Below are 18,540 nucleotides of genomic sequence, written 5' to 3'. Positions count from 1 at the left end.
GCGCGCGGTCTGCTCCGCAGACACGACGCGCCGCCACTACGTGGCGGAAAGACGGCCACGCTCCGCATGGCCTCCCGGCCAGCTCCGCTGTCCGGTGCGGACAACTCCGTTGTCCGCGGCTCGAATTGCTCCGCAATTCGAGCCTGCAGAAATTCGCTCCGCGAATTTCTGGGGCTGACTACGGGACAGGGTAGGGTCTCTTCTCGGCTCTTCCCTTTCAGGAACCTGACTGGTTGTCAATTCCTTTGGCTGTCTTGCTTGTCTGAAGACACCGTGTTGATCGTGGACGGCGCCCTGGTGCCAACTGGCGACGACACGGGAGGCCGAACGGTCCAAGGACTATCGGTACTCCACCAACCACCAGGTTGGTCATCGATGCCGACAGCCGTCTGGCCGTGGTGGTCGGCCGGCCCCTTCCCGGCAACCACAACGACTGCAAGGCACGGGCGGAGCCCGGGCCAAGGGCCGCCGTCGGCAACACCACGACAATCGCTGACGGCGGCTACCCGGGAACCGGCCTGGTGATGCCCCACCGGCGCTGCAAGGGCGAGGAACTGCCTGAGTGGAAACAGGCACACAACAAGTCCCACAAGCAGGTCCGCACCCGAGGAGGAGTTCGCCGGCGGGTTCGGAGGCCTGTCTTTGGACTCCCGCCTGCGCAGCGACGTCCGGCACGCACGCTCGCACGGAGTCCAAGGACACGTGGTTCCGCCTCATGACCTTGGACTCCGCTTTTCCGGGCGCCGGACCGCTTCGCGCTGCGGTAGGGCCGTGTGTGGCGCTCGGTTCGAGGAGCGGTGACCCGAGCTGCGGCCGATAGTGCAGGCGATCGTGGCGCGCGTGGATGTCGGCCCGCTCGCCCCCGTCCTGGTCGTGCAGGCGGCCGATGGACACGATTCTGATGTCCGGCTACCTCGTCCCCCTGGCCGGGCCTGCGGGGGCCCTCATCGCTCGGCCCGGCCGTGCTCGGCCTCGATGTCGTCGCTCCGCTCCCGCGCGGCGTGCTCCAGACGGTGGGCCTCCACCCGGCGGGACTGCTCCTCACGGTTCACCAGGACGACGACGGCCATGTCCTCGACCCGGCGCGTGAAGATGCCGTGGCCTGTCGCGGCGGTGTGCGCCAGGATCTCGACACCCGCAGCTTCCAGGTCCGTGGTCGCCGCCAGCTCCCACCAGCACCCCTCCCCCGACATACAGCGGGCCGTCATCGTCACCTCGCTGTCCGGGTGGCGCAGCACCCGGTAGACCACACCCCGCACCGTGCTCCTGACACTCACCCCAGCGCCTCCCGTCCGGGCCACGTGTGATGGTCGGGGTGGCGGGAGATCTCCGCGTTCGCCTCCCGGACCTCGTGGCGGTCCCGGTCCTCCCGGGCCGCCTCACGGATCGCGGTCCATGCGTCGCACAGAGCGCACCCGGGCGCGCCGACCGGCTCCAGGCCGTAACCCGGGTCGAGGGGGCTCAGGATCGGTGGGCCGTACTTCGGCTCCGAAACCGGCACCGGCACGGGCCCCGGTCCGGGTCCTCGGCCCCGGTGGCACTCCCACCGGCAGCGCCCACATCAGCGCCACCCCCGCACGGGGGACACCGGGGTGTTCAGGACCCGGGCCCGCACCAGCTCCTCCGGGCGCGCGGGACGCAGGGCCTCCGGCGCCGTCGCCCACTGAACCCCGCCATCAGGCGGACGCAGGTACACACTCCCCTCGTAGCGTCTCTCCACCACCCCGATCCGGTCGTTGTTCGCGGTGTCCACTGCGTACTCCACGCCCTCTCGCCGTCCCTTCGCAGGCACCTCACTCGTGCGCCCAAGTCGATGGCCATCTCTGCTAGCCGTTGACTGCGGTCGCGGGGGAGTCCGTCTCTACCGGCAGTCAGGGGCTGTACCCGTTACCTAACTCCCGCAGGCAACCGGGGGGTTAGGTGACGGGCGGAATTTCCCGGCGGTTCCCCTAGGGGGATTTGACCAACCATTTAACTAACGGTGTGTGCCGCTTCCTTTACTGTGCGGATATGACCGCTACGCGGAACACGGCCCTTGAGGCGTGGATGACCGAGCACGGCCACAGCTCCAACTCCCTTGCCAAAGAGCTGAATTCAGCGCTCGAACGCCTCACCGGGCGAGTGGGGCGCTACGACGGCCGTGCCGTGCGGGACTGGAAGGCGGGCCGGGTCAGATGGCCCAACGCACGCACCCGCGAGGCTCTGAAGAAGGTGACCGGCCGTACGGCGACGGACCTGGGGTTCGTGCCACGGGGCCAGAGCGCCGCCACCGCATCACCGCAGGAGGACCCCGACGTGAAGCGCCGCAACTTTGTGGGCGGCATAGCTGCCGCCGCCGCAACTGCCGCCGTCCCCGGTGTCACCACCACACGCCGTATCGGTATGGGCGACGTCGACCGCCTCACGACGCGCTTCGCTGAGATCATCGCCAGTGACCACCGCCACGGCGGGCAACGCGGGACCGAGCAGCGGGCCGCCTCGCTCGCCAACGAAGCGCTGAACCTGCAGAACGCGGGCAGCGCGAGCCAGCGCGTGCGCAGCAGCCTTTACGGCTCCGCTGCCGCCTTCCGCTCCTCCGCGATGTGGGCCGCTATCGACGGCCGCCGTTACGACGACGCGCGGGCGCACATGCGCGAAGCGCAGGCCCTGGTCGAGATGTCCGGTGACCAGGCGATCAAGTTCCGCATTTGGAGCCACGCGGGCACGATGTACCGCCACCTGGGCCGCCCGGCCGACGCGTTCGCCGCGAACGACGTAGCCCGCAGGCTGCACGTCACGCGCCAGGACCCCCTGTTCGCGTCCCTGGGCCTGGCCCGCCAGGGAGCCATCCACGGTGCGGCCCAGGACCGTGCCGGGTGCCAGCGCGCGTTCGACCAGGCGCAGGACGCACTGGAGCGCGCCGACGCCGACGGCGCCCGGCCGGTGTGGCTGAGTGCCTTCTACGACCAGGCCGAGCTCGACTCCCTGGCCTTGTCGGCGTACCTGGCGCTCGGTGACTACGAGACCGCCGAGTACCACGCCCACCGCTGCCTGGCCGGCCTGCGGCACCACATGGTCCGCTCCCGGGCTATCACCACCACCCGCCTCGCCCACGCGCAGCTCGCCCAGGGAGCAGCCGATGCCGCCACGGCCACCGCGATGAACGTCCCTGCCGACGCCGCTACCCATCACGCCCGCGTGGCGCGCATGCTGCAAGAGTTCGGCGCCGCCCTGCGCGCAACCGCTCCGGGCAGCCCCGCCGCGCAGACCTGGACCGAGCACACAGACGCCTGGAGGCCCGCCGCATGACCACGGCACCCGCGATCGAACTGCGCACCGCAACCACCCTCGCCCCGATCCGCGGCGACCTGCTCGCCATCTACGCCAAGGTGCGCGCCCCGCTGCTCCACCTGCCCAATTACGCGGTCACCGCCTTCGGGGAACGCCTGGACCGGCACGGCACCGACCCCGGCTTCGTGGCCGTCCTCGCCTACGCCGACGGGCATCCCGTCGGCTACGCCTACGCGAACACCATCGAGCACGGCGACCGCTACTGGCGGCGCATCACCCCGCCACCCGCCCACCACTACACCGAGCGCCCGGCCGTAGCCCTGAAGGAAATCGGCGTCGCCCCCGCGTGGCGGGGCACGGGAACCGCCCGGCGCATCCATGACGCGCTCCTCGACGGCCGCGAAGAGCCCTACGTCACCCTCATGGTCAACAAGGCCGCCGGAGACGGAAAAGTCCACGCCCTCTACCAGACGTGGGGATACACAGACATCGGGCAGAGCCAGCCCTCCCCCGCCTCACCGCTCCTCACAGCGATGGTCCGCACTCTGACCCCGCCACCACGATGACCCTCCCAAACGGCAACAACAGCCCGCTCACCCGTCCGGGAACGAGGCGGCCCGCGAGTCGGCGCCCACCCGGCACGGCCACCAGCGACACCGGAGGCCACGCTCCGTCCGCCCTCCCCTGGGCGACGAAACGCGCCTCGGAGAGCGTGAAAAAGGCGCTGCCCGCCCCGGGAGTCTCCCACCTCGGACAGCGCCTCATTCCGTCACGTCACATCGATGGTCAACGCCGCCGGAATTCCCATCAGAAGCCCCTCCAATCAATGGTGGTGACCTCGGAGGCGAACGCGAGCCCACCGCCGTCGAGCCGCCAGTAGAGCGGCTTTCCCCCGGGCCGGTCCCGAGCCAGAAACAGCTTGCCGACCCGGGGGTCGTAGAGGGCGAGGGCGAACATGCCGTCGAAGCCGTTCAGGCAGGACGGGCCTAACTTCGCCCAGGCCCGCAGCACGAGGTGCGCGTCCGTCTCCCGCTCGCCGACAGGGATGCCCCAGGACCTGGCCTGTTGCCGCCAGTTGTAGATCTCCCCGTTGAAGGCCAGTACCACCCCCGAGGAACGGTCGAGGTAGGGGCCGGGCAGCGCCTGCGGGTCGACGATCAACAGCGTGTTCATGGACAGCACCGCCCGTCCGTCCGGGCTCGCTGCGTACAGGGTGCCGTCCGGGCCACGGTAGTTCTGTGAGAGACCCATGGCCTGGACCGTGTCCAGGTGCCAGCGGGCGTCCGACCCAGCCAGTCCTGCGATTCCGCACATCTGGTTCACCCCCGAGCATGAATATCGTGGTGCACTCTCGGCGGCCACCGCCGGAAGGAGCCTCGCCAGTTCCGGCGGTGGCCTGGGCCCTCATCACACCGGGCAGCGAACCGGCCGGGAAGGGCTCGCAGGGGGGCTCACAACTCGCGAACCCGGTTCATCCAGGGCCCGCAGGCAATACCCTCGGTGACCCAGCACATGCGAGACGTACGACTCCTCGGAAGCACGGGCTCGCATGGGCAACGCTTCAGTCACCGGCAAGGGGGCCGCCGTGGCATCGGCCGTCCGCCGGAGCCGTCCGCCCAACACGGACTTGGCCCGGCTCATCGAAGCCTGTGGTGCGAGCCACAAGTCTCTGGCCCACCGCGTCAACCAGCTCGCCCACCAGGCAGGGTCCCCGACGGACTACTCGCATACCTCGATCGCGAACTGGTGCGTGCGCGGCATGGTGCCCAAGTGGCCGGTGCCGAAGCTGCTGGCGCAGGCGGTCTCCGAACGGCTCGGGCGGCCCGTCGGTCTCGCCGAAATCGGTATGGGCGAGGCGGAGACAATCCAGGCGGATGTGGGGTTGGATTTCCCGCGAGATCCCGCCGACGCCGTCCGCGTCGCCACTTCGTTCTGGAGCTCCGTGAACCGCCGCGACTTCCTCAATCAGGCCGGCTCCGGCTTTGCCGTGTCCGCGTTCGCCGTCCCCGTCACCCGTTGGCTGGTCAGCCCCGCCGACGAAAGGGCCGACCATCGGGGCTCGGGCCAGGTCGGCAGGGCCGACCTGGACGAACTGCGGGACGCCGCCGACGATGCCCGCCGCTGGGACTCCAAGTACGGCGGGGGGAACTGGAAGGCGAACTCCGTCACCGACTGCCTCGAACGCCGCGCTGCCCCTCTCCTGGAGGGCACCTTCTCCGACGACATCGGCTGCGAACTGTTTTCCGTGACCGCCGAGTTGTCGCGGCTCGCCGGGTGGACCGCGTTCGATGTCGGCCAGCACGACGCCGCCCAGCGTCACTTCATCCAGGCCCTCCGCCTGGCCCGCGCCGGCGGCGACGTACAGCTCGGCTGCTATGTGCTGACCACGATGGCCATGCAGTCCCTCATGCGGGGCTTCGCCTCCGAGGCCGTCGACATGGCCCAGGGCGCCTTCGAACGCGCCAAGGGCCATGCCGTGCCGAGAGTCCTTGCGTTCACCAAGCTCATCGAGGCCCGTGCCCATGCCCGCGAGAGGGACGCCAAGGCCGCCTCTCGGGCCCTGAAGGCATCCGAGGACCTCCTGAACCTGGCCGAGGCATCCAGCGGCTCAGAGCCCGCCTGGATCGACTTCTATCACCACGCCCGCCTTTCCGCGGACGCCGCCGAGATCTTCCGCGACCTGAGGAACCCGAAGGTTGCCCTGGCCTGGAACAAGCAGGCCGCCGCCATGCCCACCGGGGTGTTCACCCGCTCAGTCGGGATGCGGTTGGCGATCGTAGGAACCGCTCACCTCCAGGCCCGCGACCTCGACCACGGCCTGGAACTCGGCAACCGCTCCGTGGACATCCTCGCCCGCGTCCAGTCCTCCCGCGCCAAGGACTACGTCCGGGAGTTCAACACCGCCCTCGCCCCCTGGCGGCGGGAGTCGGCCGTCCGCGAGTTCATCCACCGCACCCGCACCGAACTCGGCGTCGCCGCCTGAGCACGTTCGCGCGTCCTGCTGACCGGGTGATCGGTGGAGTCGCCCCCGCCGCTGCGCGCGGCACAAGGGCGTGCCGGCAGCGCCCCTGTCGTGCCAGCCCCTGCGGCCCTCTGTGCGCGAAGAGCACACCCCGCAAGTCGCTATAGAAGTGCTATGGTCACTCTATGGCGAATACGACGATCCAGGTGACGAAGCAGACCCGCGACCACCTCGCCCAGCTCGCCGAGGAACGCGGGCTGAACATCGGGCAGCTCGTCGACGTGCTCGCGGCCGCGGAGCCCACCGCCGCACAGCGGGCCGCGCAAGTGGCGGCGGCGCGGGCGCATGCGCGTGAGGTGATCGGCGTCGATATCAGCGACGAGGAGTTCGCGACGCTGGATGTGCTGGGGAATCTGCGGCGGATCGCGGCGGAGAAGCTTCTGGCCCTGCCTGGCAGGGACGCCGCGTGATCATCGTCGACACCAGTGCGGTCATGGCGCTGGCCGCGGGGCACAAGGCGCTCAACGCGCTCGCGGTCAACATCACCGCCGGCGGCGACCGGCTGCTGGTGCCGGCGCTGTGTCTGGCCGAGGCCGAGGCGCGCCAGCCGGGAGCCGCCCGGGCCGTCCTTGGCTACCCGTGCGCCGACGTCGAAACGCTCGGGCAGATCGACGCACCGGCCGTGGGCACCATGGTCCGCGACGGCTACGGAGCCCTGGACACCTGCCACGCCCTCTACACCGCACTGCGCCGCACCGGCACCGGCGGCATGCCGATTCTCCTGACCGACGACGAGGACCGCTACCCGCCCGGCATCCTCGCCATCGGCATCGACACCCCCGGCATGCTCGGCTTCCACTGACCTGCCTGCCTGCCTGCCACCAGACCTGGCCTCGGAACACCCTCGGCACGCCCGGCACCTCGGTCAGGACGGCTGGACCTCGTCGAAGAAGGTGAGGGCTTCGGTGAGGTCCGGGCTTACGGGGCGTTCCAGGCCGGGCGTTGTGATCTTTGCCCAGAGGCCGGGCCCGTGCCCACATCTTTCCTCGAAGGCGCGGACGGCCTCGTCCAGGTCCGCGGGGCCGGCGCCACGGGTCTGTCCAAGCACGACCGGCAGCGCGCCTCCGGTCCGCATCCGACGAGGATGCTGGACACGGGCCGCTTCCCGGCGCCGGCCAAGGCCGTGTACGACGGCACGGACGTGGACGCCGAGACGTCCTTCGCCACTGGCCTGGAGTGGGTCCTGGACGCCGTGGACGCCCAACTCACCCGGCCGTCGGCGTGACGCTTTCCGGGTGCGCGCGGGTGTTCTGATCGGGGCGCGTCCCCCGTACAACTGAAGTGATCTTTCGTGCGTCTCAGTACGTGCGTGGGGAGTCGGAGAGCCCGGGGGGCTGTTCTGTGCTCGGGGTCGCGGAGTTCGCCGCGCCCGTGTGCCATCCCATGCCCAGAGATGTTCGGGAGCAGCAGCAATGAAACGTCACACACTCATACGGAGTGCGGTCGCCGCGGTTACGGCGTTCGGGCTCGCGGGGGCTATCGCCCCCTTGGCGGCGGCTCCGGCCTTCGCGGCGGACGCGCCGGCGGAGCTGACCGTTCCCGCCGAGCGCACGCCTGACGCCAACGCGACCGTGATCAACGGGGCGGGCGAGACGGGTTATCTGTCCGGGTGGACCAAGTCGGGGTTCAACTGGACCTCGTACGCGGGCGGTTCCACCGAGCGGGTCGTCATGCCGGAGGGCATGGACACCGCCTGGGGCACCGGCACCGACGTCCTCGTCCTCACCGGCAAGGACGCCGGGTCGGTCGTCCAGCGCAACATGAAGGACGGCACGCAGCGGACCGTACCGCTGCCCGCGGGTCAGCGGTTCGCCGGGGCTTTCGGTGACGTGGTCGTCAGCCAGGGCACGCTCGGTATGCGCCTGCAGTACTGGGAGGGCGACGTCCTCCAGGAGAAGGCTGTCAGCGGTTCGGGCACGCTGGAGTCGCTCTACACGCACAACAAGGACGGCATCCTCGTCCAGCAGAAGATCTCCGGTATGACGCTGCTGTGCTGGCTCGGCAAGGACGGTGTCGCCCGTTCCACCCACCTCACGGCGGACGAGTACGACAACGGCCGCATCGAGGTCGGTGGTGACCGCCTGGTCCAGTGGACCAAGGACGGCAAGGCATCGGTCTGGAAGACCTCGGACTTCTGGTCCGCGACCGACCACCTCACGATTGCGGGCTATGACAGCGCCCAGTTGCTCGGCGCGGTCGGGGACAGCGTTCTGGTGGCGCGCCGTATCTCCACCGGCGGCCAGGAGCACTACTCCTCGCTCGACTACCGTGTCGTGGCGGTGCCGTTCACGGGCGGGCCGGAGCGCGTCGTGCTGGAGAAGGCGACCGCGATGGCTCGCTTCAAGCCCGACGGGACCATGCTGATCGGCGCGGTCGTCGACGGCCACCAGGGCGTGTACGCGGTCGGCTCCTCGCTGGAGCCCACCAGGGTCCGCGAGTCGCCGTCCCTGGCGTCGGTTCCCAGCGCGCTCGCCGTGGCGCAGGGCCGGCTGACCTCGGTGGACCGGGTGCCGGACGAGGAGGGCGGGCACACGCGGCTGAGCGGGATCGACCTCTCGGTCACGGGTCCGCTGGCCGCCGGGCCGCGCACCGACCGGGGCACGGACGCCGCCGACTTCCCGGTGGCCGGCACCCCGGACATCCAGGCGACCGGTGACGGACGTCTGGTCTACCGGCTGGCCGACGGCACCGTGAAGGTCCTCGACGCGGGTGCCAAGCTGCCCGGGCGGACGCTGGGCGTCAAGGCGGACCTGCTGCGTGTGTCCGGCCGCTACCTCGCCACCTGGCGCAAGGACGAGCGCGTCCAGGTCACCGATCTCGATACGGGGTCGGTCGTCTACACGGGTACGTCTTCCCGTAGCTTCGCCCTCTCCGGCAGCACGCTGTGGCTCGGTGGCGAGCCCGGTCTGTCGCGGGCGTTCGACGTCCGTACGGGCAGGCCGACCGGCAAGGACATGATGGCGCCGTGCCTGACGACGTCCCTCCAGGCACAGGGCACCGACGTCTACTGGGAGTGCGACCGGGACAAGTCGGGGGTGTACGACACCCTGACCGACAAGAACACCCTCCTGCCCGCGCATGAGGGCGCTCTGCTCGGTGACGGCTATGTCGCCTGGCAGAAGGACGGCCTGCTGAGCGTCACGGACCTGCACGGCACGAAGGGAACGCACCCGGTGGGCAAGCCCGCCGTGGCCGCGCCCGGCCGGGGCTGGACCGTGGACCGCTTCGGCGGCACGGTGGCGTACGTGGACGCCCAGGGCGACACGAGGGTGGCCCCGTCCGGGGTCGCGAGCACTCGTCTCGCCGCGCTGGACACGGACTTCCCGTCGAGCGTGGACGCCAAGTCGGCGGCCCGCAGCGTGCGGTGGTGGGCGTCCAAGCCGCTGGTCTCCTGGGATCTGGCGCTGGTGAACGTCGCCACCCGCAATACGGTCCTCATGGCCACGGGTGTGGAGACCCGCGGTGTGGTGCGCCTGGACTGGGACGGCAAGAACTCCGCCGGCAAGGAGCTGACCCCGGGCGCGTACGAGTGGAAGCTGGCCATGGTTCCCGCCGACGGCGGTCCGGACCAGGAGATCACCACCCCCTTCGATGTGAAGGGCACGGTCAGGACCGCCCCGATCTGGCGTGACTACATCGCCAGCCCCGTCGACTTCGCCGACCTGCTGGCCGTCACGCCCGGCGGCACCGCCGACCTCCGCGAGGGCGACGACGGACTGCTCGACGGGAAGGTGTCGGGCTCCGGCTGGACGGACGCGCACACGATGTCGGCGGCTGTTCCGTTCGACGACGTCGACGGCGACGGGACCAATGACGTCCTGGTCCGTCTGACCAGCGGGGAACTGCGCCTGTACAAGCCCGCGGGCAAGGCGCTGACCCCGTCGACCCCGTACGCGAAGATCGGCAGCGGCTGGAACATCTTCGACGCGCTGACGTCCCCGGGCGACATGACCGGTGACGGGCACGCGGACGTGATCGCCCGCGAGGCGTCCACGGGGGACCTGTACCTCTACGAGGCGAACGGCTCGGGGAACTTCAAGGCCCGTGTGAAGATCGGCAGCGGCTGGAAGTCCTACCTGCTGGCGGCGGGCGGAGGAGACCTGAACGGGGACGGCAGGACGGACCTGATCGCCCGCGACTCCTCGGGCGTCCTGTGGCTCTACCCCGGCACCGGCAAGGGCACCCTCGACACCCGGGTGAAGATCGGCGGCGGCTGGCAGGTCTACGACACGCTGGTCGGTGTCGGTGACATGACCGGTGACGGCAAGCTCGACCTGGTGGCCCGCGACACGACTGGCGTGCTGTGGTCCTACGCCGCGGACGGCAAGGGCAACTTCTCCGCCCGGAACAAGGTCGGCGGCGGCTGGCAGATGTACAAGTACCTCTTCTGATCCACTGCTCCATCCCAGCGTGCGGGCCCGTGCAGCTTTTGCACGGGCCCGCACCCATGTACGTCACGGTGTACGCGCGGGACTGCCCCCTGCTGCGCAGCTTCGCCTTACGTGGCCGGGACCCGTAGAGACGCCAGTACCGGCAGGTGGTCCGTGGCTGCTCGTAGGTCTTGTTCCGGGAGGTGGGGCAGGCCCATCGGTACGCCGCATCCCAGCACGTGGATCTTGGGGGTGGCGAAGACCGCGTCGATGCGTTGGAGGGGGTCGCCCAGCCGGGTGGTGTGCTCGCGGCCCCAGGGTTTCGTCGCCCAGCCGTCCTGGAGGACTCCCGCGAGCAGGTGGAAGGTGCGGCCGTCGGGGCGGTCGTTGAGATCGCCCGCGGCGACGGCGTGCGGGACGTCCAGGGCGGACAGCTGGTCCAGGAGCAGCCGGCCCTGCTCGTAGCGCTCCTCGTCGTCGATGCTCAAGTGGCAGCTCAGCACGCCGAGCCTGGCCCGGCCGAAACGCAGCACGGCCGTCGCGAAGCCACGCTGGTGCAGGCCGGGGGTGCGCGGCAGCAGGACGTCCTCCGTGCGCTCCACGTGCGCACGGAGGGAGGAAAGGATCATCGGGCCCGAAGCAGTGGCTCCGCCCGTGACGTAGACGAGCCCCGACGCCTTCGCCAGGCGTGCCGCGGCCTTGCGCCAGCGGAAGAACCGCGGCGCCTCCTGGACGCAGACCACATCCGGACGGCAGGCCCGGATCACCCGGCCCAGCGCCGCGACGTCGTCACGCATGGAGCGGACGTTGTAGCTGAGCACCCGTACGACCGCGGAGCCATCGGGCTCCGTCGCCGACATCGGCAGGTCCTCCACGCCTTCCCCTCCCCTCTCCGTGTTTGCCGTTTCCACCTGGCCTCGTCCCGCCTCACCTCACCTCACCTTGAGCGTTTCCCTGTCGTCGGGGGTCAGCTCCGGCGTGAGTACCAGTCGAATCGCAGGCAGAGCTTGCCCCCGATCCAGTACTCGACCCAGGGGCCCACGTCCATCGGCTGGCAGGTGGGCGGGAGGGTCAGGTCCGTGGGCGGGGTGGTGGGCGGGGTGGTGGGTCTCGTGGCCGGGGGAAGCGTAGGCGCAGGCGGAGGAGGCGTGGGTGGGGCCGTCGGGGGCGTGGGCGGGGGTGTGGGCGTGGGCGGTGGGGTGACCGGGCTCGGCGCGGGCGTGGCCGCTGGAGGCGATACCGGAGGTGTGACCGGCAGTGGGACTGGCAGTGGGGCTGGAGGTGTCAGCGGCGGCAGTGGTACTGGTGGTGTGACCGGTGGAGTCACGGGCGGGGTGACCGGCGGGGTTACCGGGGGTGTGACCGGGGGCGTCGGGGTTGGTTCCGTGCGGCCGAACAGGAGCGTTCGGTACACCTTCGCCGCCTTCGGGTTGGCGTCGCACTGCCACACCCCGTGCGGGCAGTAGTCGGTGATGGTGTTGTACAGCGGTCTGTGGGTGTCCATCCACTCCAGCATGCGCCGCATGTATTCGGGGTTGTCACCGTTACGGAAGAGCCCCCACTCCGGGTAGGAGATCTGCTTCTTGTGGGCCGCGGCGAAGTCGACGTGCTGCTGGAGGCCGTACGGTTCCTTGACCTGTTCGTCGAAGCTCCGGCCCGGTGGCTGGTCGTAGGAGTCCATGCCGATCACGTCCACGACGTCGTCGCCGGGATAGCACTCGGTCCACGGCACGGCGTCCCGTCCCCGGCTCGGCGCGAAGTCGAAGCGGAACTTCTGGCCCGGTACCGAGCGCATGACGGTGACCGCGCGCCGCCAGTACGCCTTCCACGCCTCCGGGTCGGGGGCGCAGCGGTGGGTGTAGGTGGTGCCGTTCATCTCCCAGCCGAGCACGATGACCGTGTCGGGGATGTTCAGTGCGACCAGGCGTTCGGCGAGTTTTTTGAAATGGCTGTCAAAAAGGCCTTCCTGGCCTTGTTTCAGTAGTCTGCGGACGCCGTTGTCGGAGATGCCTTCCTCGTCGTGGGCCTGCATCGGTACGTTGAGGACGAAGAGGCGGTCCTCGCGCTGGCGGCGCCAGCCGGCCCAGCGCTCCAGGAAGCGCGCCCGGCCCTCGATGTCGCTCCAGGTCTCCCCCGGCAGATAGGTGTGCCCCACCCTCAGATCGGCTCCGCCGAGCCATTTCTCCAGCTCTGCCATCCGCTGCACGCCCCGCTCGTCGGACTCCAGGAACGCGCCGAACCAGGCGGTGGAGGGGTGCTTGAGGCCGGGGTCGGCGCCTGCGGGGGGTGCGGGGTCGCCGAGCGGGGGCGATACCGCGAGGCACGAGGCGAGGGCGCCCGCCGCCACGATCGCGCCCAGCGCGCGGCGGGTTGCCGTGGCCGAGGGGGTTTTCCGCCGGTGCTCCGCGGTGTTGCTTTTTCCGTTGCGGTGTTTCCCCTGGCGCATGTCCACTCCTCCACGACGGATTTCCCCCCTACCCGATATACCCGATCGCAAAATATTCTTATTACGCTGATCGGGAAGATAATCCGTCGGGTGCGTTGATCCCCCTATTGGGGGACGGGGAGGAGGAGTGCCCGGGCATGCGTGTGCACCCGCGGGGAACTGCGCCTCGCGGGTGTGGAGTTCGGTTGCCGGGGTGGTTGCGCGCCTGTGGCGTCTCGTCCGGGTGACGTATCCGCCGTACGGGTGAACATGGATCGGCGGGGCGTCGCCGGTGTGGTGCACTCGACGGTGCGTGATAAGGCGCCCGTCCGCCAGCCGTCGGCTCTTCCTGCCGTGGACGAGCGCCCCCGATGTGACGGTGTGTCACCGTCTCCCGGCCGGGAGAGCGCCCTCCGGCTCTCCCGGCCTTCTTCTGCCTACCTGCCGTTGCGGACGGCCGCCGCTGCGGCCGTGCCCCTGCGGTAGAGGATCCCTCCCCCGACCAGCAGCGCCACGGCTGCCGCTCCCGCTACGCCCAGCATGTCCGCGTCGCCGCCGGTCGCGGCGAGCTGCGGACGGCCCGGCGCCTCGGGCGCGGTCTCATGAACGGCCGGGGCCGCCGGAGCCGCGTGCCGGGGCTTGTACGGGCGTACGGGCTGCGGCGGCATCGCCCGGGTCACAGGCGGGGCCACGGCGTGCGGCGGCGTCGCGGGCTGTGCGGGCACCTCCGGCTTGGCCGGTACCTCGGGCCTGGCCACCTGCGGCGTCTGCTTCTGCGGCGGCACCTGCCCGGACGGCTGCGCCGGCGGCATGTCCGCCTTCGGCGGGACCGTCACCGGCGGCGTCACCTTCGGCGGCGTGGCCACGGGCGGGGCGACCACCGCCGGCTGGGCGGCCGGGGGCTGGGCCACGGGCGGCTGGGCCACAGGCGGCTGCTGCGGCGCCGGCTGCTCGTGCGCGGGCGGTACCTGCGTCATCGGCGGCCTGGGGGCCGGGGGCTTGGGCACGGACGGGTGGTGGTGCACCGGCGGCTTCGCGTGCTCGTGGTGCACGGGGGGCTTCGCTGCCGGAACGTGGTGCGCCGGCGGCTTGGGCGCCGGGGCGTGTACGACCGGCGGGTGCGCGACCGGCGGGTGAGGCGCTGGGTGGTGGGGAGCCGGGTGGTGCGGCGCTTGGTGCTGCGGCACTTGGTGGTGCGGGGCCGCATGCTGCGGAGCCTGGTGGTGCGGTGCCTGGTGGTGCGGTGCCTGGTGGTGCGGGGCCGCCTGGTGCGGAGCCGTCTGGTGCGGAGCCGTCTGGTGCGGAGCGGGGTGCTGCGGCACTTGGTGGTGCGGTGCCTGGTGGTGCGGGGCCGCATGCTGCGGGGCCTGGTGATGTGGCGCCTGGTGCTGCGGTGCCGCATGCTGCGGTGCCTGGTGGTGCGGCTTCGGGGCGTGGGGCGCCGGGTGGTGGGGCGCGGTGTGGTGCGGTGCCGGGGCGGGGGCCGTCGGCGGGGGTGCGGGGACGTGTGCCCGGGGGGTCGGGTGGGGGTGGTGCGCGGGGCGCGCGTGGCGCGGGCCGGCGCTCTCCGTGGTCGTGCACGTGCTCCCGAACGCCGGGTTGAGCAGAGCGATGATGTTGACGGTATTGCCGCACAGGTTCACCGGCGCCTTGACGGGCGCCTGGACCGCGTTGCCGGACAGGACGCCCGGGGAGCCGTGCGTCTCGGCGTGGGTGCCGGAGGGCGCGACGTGGTGGCGCTCCTCGCGGCGGTAGTCGTCCCGGCCGTACGCGTCCCGGCGGTAGTCGTCGCCGTAGCCGTACTCGTCTCCGTAACCGGAGTCGCGGCCCCGGTCGTAGTCGCGGCCGTGGTAACCGCCGTGCTCGTACCGGTCGTCGTGGCGGTCGTCGCCGTAACCCCCGCCGCGTCCGCGTCCGTACGGGCCGTCGTCGCCCTCGTCGTTGTCGGCGTACCGCTGGTAGGCGCGCTCGTACGCCCGCTCGTACGCGTCGTCCTCGTCCGGTCGGTGCGAACACCCGTTGCCGAACGACGGGTTGAGGGCGCCCACCGGGTTGGCCGTGTTTCCGCAGGCGTTCACCGGGACGTCCAGGGGTGCCTGAATGGAGTTGCCGGACAGGACGCCCGGAGAATCACCGGTTTCGGAATGCGCATCCGCCGCGTGAGCGCAGGCGCCGCTCATGGAGAGAACGCTGCTCGCCGCCATGGCGGTGAACAGCGTCTTTTTGATGACCTGTCGCAATGCGGTGCCTTCCTGGGGGCTCACGGTCTGCTCGCGCTCTCGGTTCGGGAGTCGGCTTCGGGGTGTGCCGCCGCACGTCCCGAAGCCGACGGGAGAAATCCCTGGTGCGGTGTCAGTCGTTCTTGCACTCGTTGCCGAACGCGGGGTTCAGCAGCGCGATGATGTCGATGGTGTTGCCGCACACGTTCACGGGGATGTGGACGGGCACCTGGATGACGTTGCCCGACAGGACACCCGGGGAGTGGGCCGCCGCGCCCTGGGCGCCGGCGTCGGCGAGGGCGGGGGTGGCCGCGCCGGTGGCCATGACGAGGCCGGCCAGGACGGTGGCGGTCTTCATGTACTTCACTTGTTTCTCTTTCCTTTGAGAAAGGCAGCGCAACGAATAGTCGCGCACGGCGCACAGGAGAGCACCGCTGACGGATTGATAACGATCCGCCGCGGTAAAGGAAACCAGCGCCCGGGCGCCTGCCGCATATTCACTCGCTTGGCAGTCGCGCCGTTACGGGCACGAACACCGCAACGCGCTAAGAGGGGTCGCCGCGAGAACCTGTTCCGAGAACAGGGTGACGAATGTGCGAAAAAGAAAACGAAGCTGCCGGCACCCCGGGAAAGGAGGTGCCGGCAGCTCTGTCACTCAGTGAACTCGCCGAGAGCGGAGATCAGCTGCCGGACGCGCCGTTGCCCGAGAGGACCGGGATGTTGTCCACGATGTGCGACAGCTGCGCGTCGCCCTCCTCCTGGGAGGAGTTCTCGGTGCACTGCTGGTTCTGCTGCTGGGTGAGGACGTAGATGTCCTGGATGCCCACGTTGACCAGAGCCACGATGTTCTGCACGTCGAGCTTCTGGAGCAGGCCGATGCACGGCTTGTTCAGCGTGCCCTGGACCAGGCTGAGCTGCGGGCTCATGTCGCCCTCGGTCTTCTGGTTGCCGTACGCCTGCTTCGAGCCGTTGCCGCTGTAGGCGGTGGGGCCGTTGTCGTTGCCGATGGCCATGGCCTGAGGAGCGGTGACGGCCGCGGCACCGAGGATGGACGCGGTGACCGCCGTAGCCGCCATAACCTTCTTGATCACAGGGTGTTCCTTTTCTGGAGAGAGGAGTTCACGCGTTTACCGCACTCCGATCAACTGCCTTGGTGGAGTTTAGTGACGCCCATTCACCCGATCGGTGGGGAACCGAATTCGTGCTGCCACGCGGCGCGCCATGGGGGCGGGCGTATGCGGGCCGTTTATCATTCCGTTTCGTTTCTCACCACCAGGAGGCCCTTTGAAGCGCGCGAGCGCGCCCGACGCGGGCGCCGGCAGACGGCGGCGCCGCGGTTTCTGGAGCGAGCGGGAGCTCAGGCTCGTCGACCGGCTGGCGGCCCTGCACCACCAGTTGGACGCCCTGCACCAGGAACGCGCCGCCCTCATCTCCTACGTGGCGCGGCTGCACGGCGGTGATGTCACCGCAGAGCGTACGGGCTGGTCGCTGGTGCACGTGCACACGGCGGCGGGGCGACTGTCGTGGCGGGTGTCGCCCGACGACTGGCACCTGTTCGCCGGGCTCGGCGAACAGCCGGCCGCTCCATCCCGCTCCGGCCCGCCCCACCTGCGATCCGCCGAGACGAACACGCGTCTGGCGTTCCTGCATCTGCACCGCCGCCCCAACAGGTCGGCCCCCCGACCCGGTTGAGGTCCCCGGCGGTCAGCCCCACGGGTGGTGGCGCGTCCGCCGTACGGGTGAAGGGGGGAAACCATAGCGCGACAAGTCAGTTGATCCAGATAGCTCCGACAGCTCCGGACGGGGCTCCATTCCGGACGGGGCTTCCATGAGGAAGGGACCAGCGTGTTCAAGAAGGCTATGGCGGCAGCCGCCGTTTCCGCATCCGTCGTCGCAGTTTCGGCGGCTGCGGCGCCCCAGGCCCTGGCCATCGGGAACGAGAACGGCCCCACGGCGTACAACGGCAACAGCGCGATGCAGTACTACGGCAACTCCGCGACGTACGGGGACATGAGCCCGCAGATCGCGCTCATCCAGGGCTCCTTCAACAAGCCCTGCATCGCCCTGCCGGCGAAGGCGAACGTGCAGAACATCCTCGCCCTGGTCAACGTGGGTATCCAGGACATCCCGATCCTCACCCAGCAGCAGACCCAGCAGTGCACGGAGAACTCGACCCAGCAGCAGGGTGACGGGCAGCTCTCGCACATCCTCAACAACATCCCGCTCCTGTCGGGCAACGGCGGAAGCGGCAGCTGACACGACGTCGAAGGGCCGCACCGCCTCGTCGGCCGGTGCGGCCCTTCGACGTACCCGGTGCCGGGCGGGGTCAGACGGGCCAGCAGGGGCGGGCGGCGACGGTCCGCCACTCGCGGTCGGGGCCGCCGGGCAGGGTGCGGCCCTGGGCCGCCCAGGTGGCGGCGAGTGCGCGGTAGATGGGCGGCGCGGCGGGGTCGGCCGGTTCGGGGCTCTCCTTGCGGCTGGCGGGGATGAACGCCTTTCGGTGCCAGGCGTGTTCGGGCTGCGGCATCTGTGTCACCTCGGCTTCTCGCGGATTCCCCGACACCCATACCGTGCGGCGGGCCGGTTCACGGCTGGACTGCGCCATTCGGGCTATTCATCGTCACGGACAGCAACCGCTTCCGGTCGTATCCGTTGATGGTCACAGATCTCCGCCCGTGGAGTCTGAGTCAATGAGGAGCCAACATGCAGAAGTTGTGGTCGGCCGCGACCGTTGCCGCAGCCATCTCCGGTGTCACGATGATGGTGGCGCCCCAGGCCATGGCCATCGGGAACGACGACGGCCCCACGGCGTACGACGGGAACGAGAGCCGTCAGGCGTACGGCCAGTCGAAGACCGAGGGCGACATGAGCCCGCAGATGAGCCTGGTCCAGGGCTCGTTGAACAAGCTCTGCCTCGGCGCTCTCCAGAAGGTCGACGTGCAGAACATCGTGGCTCTGGTCAACGTGGGCCTGCAGGACATCTACGTCCTCACCCAGCAGCAGAACCAGCAGTGCACCGAGAACTCGACCCAGCAGCAGGACGACGCGCAGCTGTCGCACATCCTGGACAACATCCCGGTCCTCTCGGGCAACGCCGCCTCCGGCAGCTGACGTTCCCGGCCCGGTGCCGCCGCGCGCGGCACGGTCCGGGCCCACCGGGGTGGGGGGGGGGGGGGGGGGGGGGGGGGGGGGGGGGGGGGAGGGTTTTTTTTTTTTTGTTTTTTTTTTCCTCCC

At 70.2% G+C, this 18,540-nt stretch carries 19 protein-coding genes and 2 pseudogenes; 11 read left to right on the top strand and 10 right to left on the bottom strand.

Translation table 11 applies throughout. The features are described 5' to 3' along the window. Positions 1-261: 261 nt before the first annotated feature. Positions 262-608, top strand: a pseudogene (locus AC069K_RS29245) (transposase); the annotation flags it as partial. A gap of 336 nt (positions 609-944) precedes the next feature. On the opposite strand, the gene AC069K_RS29240 reads toward AC069K_RS29245, so the two are convergent. The 3 genes from AC069K_RS29240 to AC069K_RS29230 are packed head-to-tail and all read right to left on the bottom strand — an operon-like array spanning position 945 to position 1,765. Next, positions 945-1,277, bottom strand: coding sequence for a hypothetical protein (locus AC069K_RS29240; RefSeq protein ID WP_478621387.1), 333 nt, complete (start codon positions 1,275-1,277; stop codon positions 945-947). After that, positions 1,274-1,507, bottom strand: a complete 234-nt coding sequence (locus AC069K_RS29235) for a hypothetical protein (protein ID WP_478621385.1) — start codon at positions 1,505-1,507, stop codon at positions 1,274-1,276. Before AC069K_RS29235 ends, AC069K_RS29240 begins: the two co-directional genes overlap by 4 nt. Positions 1,508-1,561: 54 nt before the next feature. Continuing rightward, a complete protein-coding gene (locus tag AC069K_RS29230) occupies positions 1,562-1,765 on the bottom strand; it encodes a hypothetical protein (protein ID WP_478621383.1) in 204 nt (67 codons plus the stop codon). A 245-nt stretch (positions 1,766-2,010) separates the two neighbouring features. On the opposite strand from AC069K_RS29230, the gene AC069K_RS29225 reads away from it, so the two are divergent. Together AC069K_RS29225 and AC069K_RS29220 are read left to right on the top strand one after the other, a co-directional pair. After that, on the top strand, positions 2,011-3,288 hold the full coding sequence (locus tag AC069K_RS29225; protein ID WP_478621381.1) for an XRE family transcriptional regulator: 1,278 nt from the start codon (positions 2,011-2,013) through the stop codon (positions 3,286-3,288). After that, positions 3,285-3,836 carry an N-acetyltransferase family protein gene (locus AC069K_RS29220; RefSeq protein ID WP_478621379.1) on the top strand — a complete coding sequence of 184 codons (552 nt, stop codon included), beginning with the start codon at positions 3,285-3,287 and terminating at the stop codon, positions 3,834-3,836. The genes AC069K_RS29225 and AC069K_RS29220 overlap by 4 nt, the downstream gene beginning before the upstream one ends. Before the next feature lie 241 nt (positions 3,837-4,077). Here AC069K_RS29220 and AC069K_RS29215 read toward each other — a convergent pair whose 3' ends face one another. After that, positions 4,078-4,521: a class II glutamine amidotransferase domain-containing protein gene (locus AC069K_RS29215; RefSeq protein WP_365105270.1), complete on the bottom strand. Its 444-nt coding sequence runs from the start codon at positions 4,519-4,521 to the stop codon at positions 4,078-4,080. A gap of 334 nt (positions 4,522-4,855) precedes the next feature. Between AC069K_RS29215 and AC069K_RS29210 the strand changes: the two genes are divergently transcribed. The 5 genes and pseudogenes from AC069K_RS29210 (at position 4,856) to AC069K_RS29190 (ending at position 10,683) form a co-directional block, all read left to right on the top strand. Beyond that, entirely contained in the window at positions 4,856-6,253 is a 1,398-nt protein-coding gene (locus tag AC069K_RS29210) for a sporulation protein (RefSeq protein WP_478621377.1), read from the top strand. A gap of 164 nt (positions 6,254-6,417) precedes the next feature. Then, entirely contained in the window at positions 6,418-6,702 is a 285-nt protein-coding gene (locus AC069K_RS29205) for a hypothetical protein (protein ID WP_358834937.1), read from the top strand. Then, positions 6,699-7,094, top strand: coding sequence for a PIN domain-containing protein (locus AC069K_RS29200; protein WP_358834938.1), 396 nt, complete (start codon positions 6,699-6,701; stop codon positions 7,092-7,094). Before AC069K_RS29205 ends, AC069K_RS29200 begins: the two co-directional genes overlap by 4 nt. A 219-nt stretch (positions 7,095-7,313) precedes the next feature. Beyond that, positions 7,314-7,517: pseudogene (locus AC069K_RS29195) on the top strand (TetR/AcrR family transcriptional regulator); the annotation flags it as partial. Between the two features lie 187 nt (positions 7,518-7,704). Continuing rightward, positions 7,705-10,683, top strand: a complete 2,979-nt coding sequence (locus tag AC069K_RS29190; protein ID WP_478621374.1) for an FG-GAP repeat domain-containing protein — start codon at positions 7,705-7,707, stop codon at positions 10,681-10,683. Positions 10,684-10,790: 107 nt separating this feature from the next. Here the strand turns inward: AC069K_RS29190 and AC069K_RS29185 are convergent, their stop codons facing one another. The 5 genes from AC069K_RS29185 to AC069K_RS29165 all read right to left on the bottom strand — a co-directional run bounded on the left by AC069K_RS29185 (position 10,791) and on the right by AC069K_RS29165 (position 16,397). Beyond that, positions 10,791-11,522 (bottom strand): endonuclease/exonuclease/phosphatase family protein, encoded by a 732-nt coding sequence (locus AC069K_RS29185; protein WP_478621396.1) that lies wholly within the window; start codon positions 11,520-11,522, stop codon positions 10,791-10,793. Between the two features lie 107 nt (positions 11,523-11,629). Next, positions 11,630-13,108, bottom strand: coding sequence for a glycoside hydrolase family 26 protein (locus AC069K_RS29180; RefSeq protein ID WP_478621372.1), 1,479 nt, complete (start codon positions 13,106-13,108; stop codon positions 11,630-11,632). Between the two features lie 416 nt (positions 13,109-13,524). After that, the gene (locus AC069K_RS29175; protein ID WP_478621370.1) at positions 13,525-15,327 is read right to left on the bottom strand and encodes a chaplin; all 1,803 of its coding nucleotides are present in this window, start codon (positions 15,325-15,327) and stop codon (positions 13,525-13,527) included. A 112-nt stretch (positions 15,328-15,439) separates the two neighbouring features. Continuing rightward, complete coding sequence (locus AC069K_RS29170) at positions 15,440-15,673, bottom strand: chaplin (protein ID WP_478621368.1); 234 nt, start codon at positions 15,671-15,673, stop codon at positions 15,440-15,442. 313 nt (positions 15,674-15,986) lie between these two features. Further along, positions 15,987-16,397: a rodlin gene (locus AC069K_RS29165; protein WP_365105258.1), complete on the bottom strand. Its 411-nt coding sequence runs from the start codon at positions 16,395-16,397 to the stop codon at positions 15,987-15,989. A gap of 193 nt (positions 16,398-16,590) precedes the next feature. On the opposite strand from AC069K_RS29165, the gene AC069K_RS29160 reads away from it, so the two are divergent. Together AC069K_RS29160 and AC069K_RS29155 are read left to right on the top strand one after the other, a co-directional pair. After that, the gene (locus AC069K_RS29160; RefSeq protein WP_365105255.1) at positions 16,591-16,998 is read left to right on the top strand and encodes a hypothetical protein; all 408 of its coding nucleotides are present in this window, start codon (positions 16,591-16,593) and stop codon (positions 16,996-16,998) included. A 153-nt stretch (positions 16,999-17,151) separates the two neighbouring features. Next, complete coding sequence (locus tag AC069K_RS29155; RefSeq protein WP_358834944.1) at positions 17,152-17,562, top strand: rodlin; 411 nt, start codon at positions 17,152-17,154, stop codon at positions 17,560-17,562. Between the two features lie 70 nt (positions 17,563-17,632). On the opposite strand, the gene AC069K_RS29150 is transcribed toward AC069K_RS29155, so the two are convergent. Continuing rightward, positions 17,633-17,833, bottom strand: a complete 201-nt coding sequence (locus AC069K_RS29150) for a hypothetical protein (RefSeq protein WP_365105251.1) — start codon at positions 17,831-17,833, stop codon at positions 17,633-17,635. Positions 17,834-18,009: 176 nt separating this feature from the next. Here AC069K_RS29150 and AC069K_RS29145 point away from each other — a divergent pair, with 176 nt between their 5' ends. Continuing rightward, positions 18,010-18,417 (top strand): rodlin, encoded by a 408-nt coding sequence (locus AC069K_RS29145; protein ID WP_365105249.1) that lies wholly within the window; start codon positions 18,010-18,012, stop codon positions 18,415-18,417. Positions 18,418-18,540 lie beyond the last annotated feature (123 nt).

The organism is Streptomyces sp. NPDC043908 (assembly GCF_056435525.1).
This window is presented reverse-complemented; position numbering and strand designations above follow the sequence as displayed.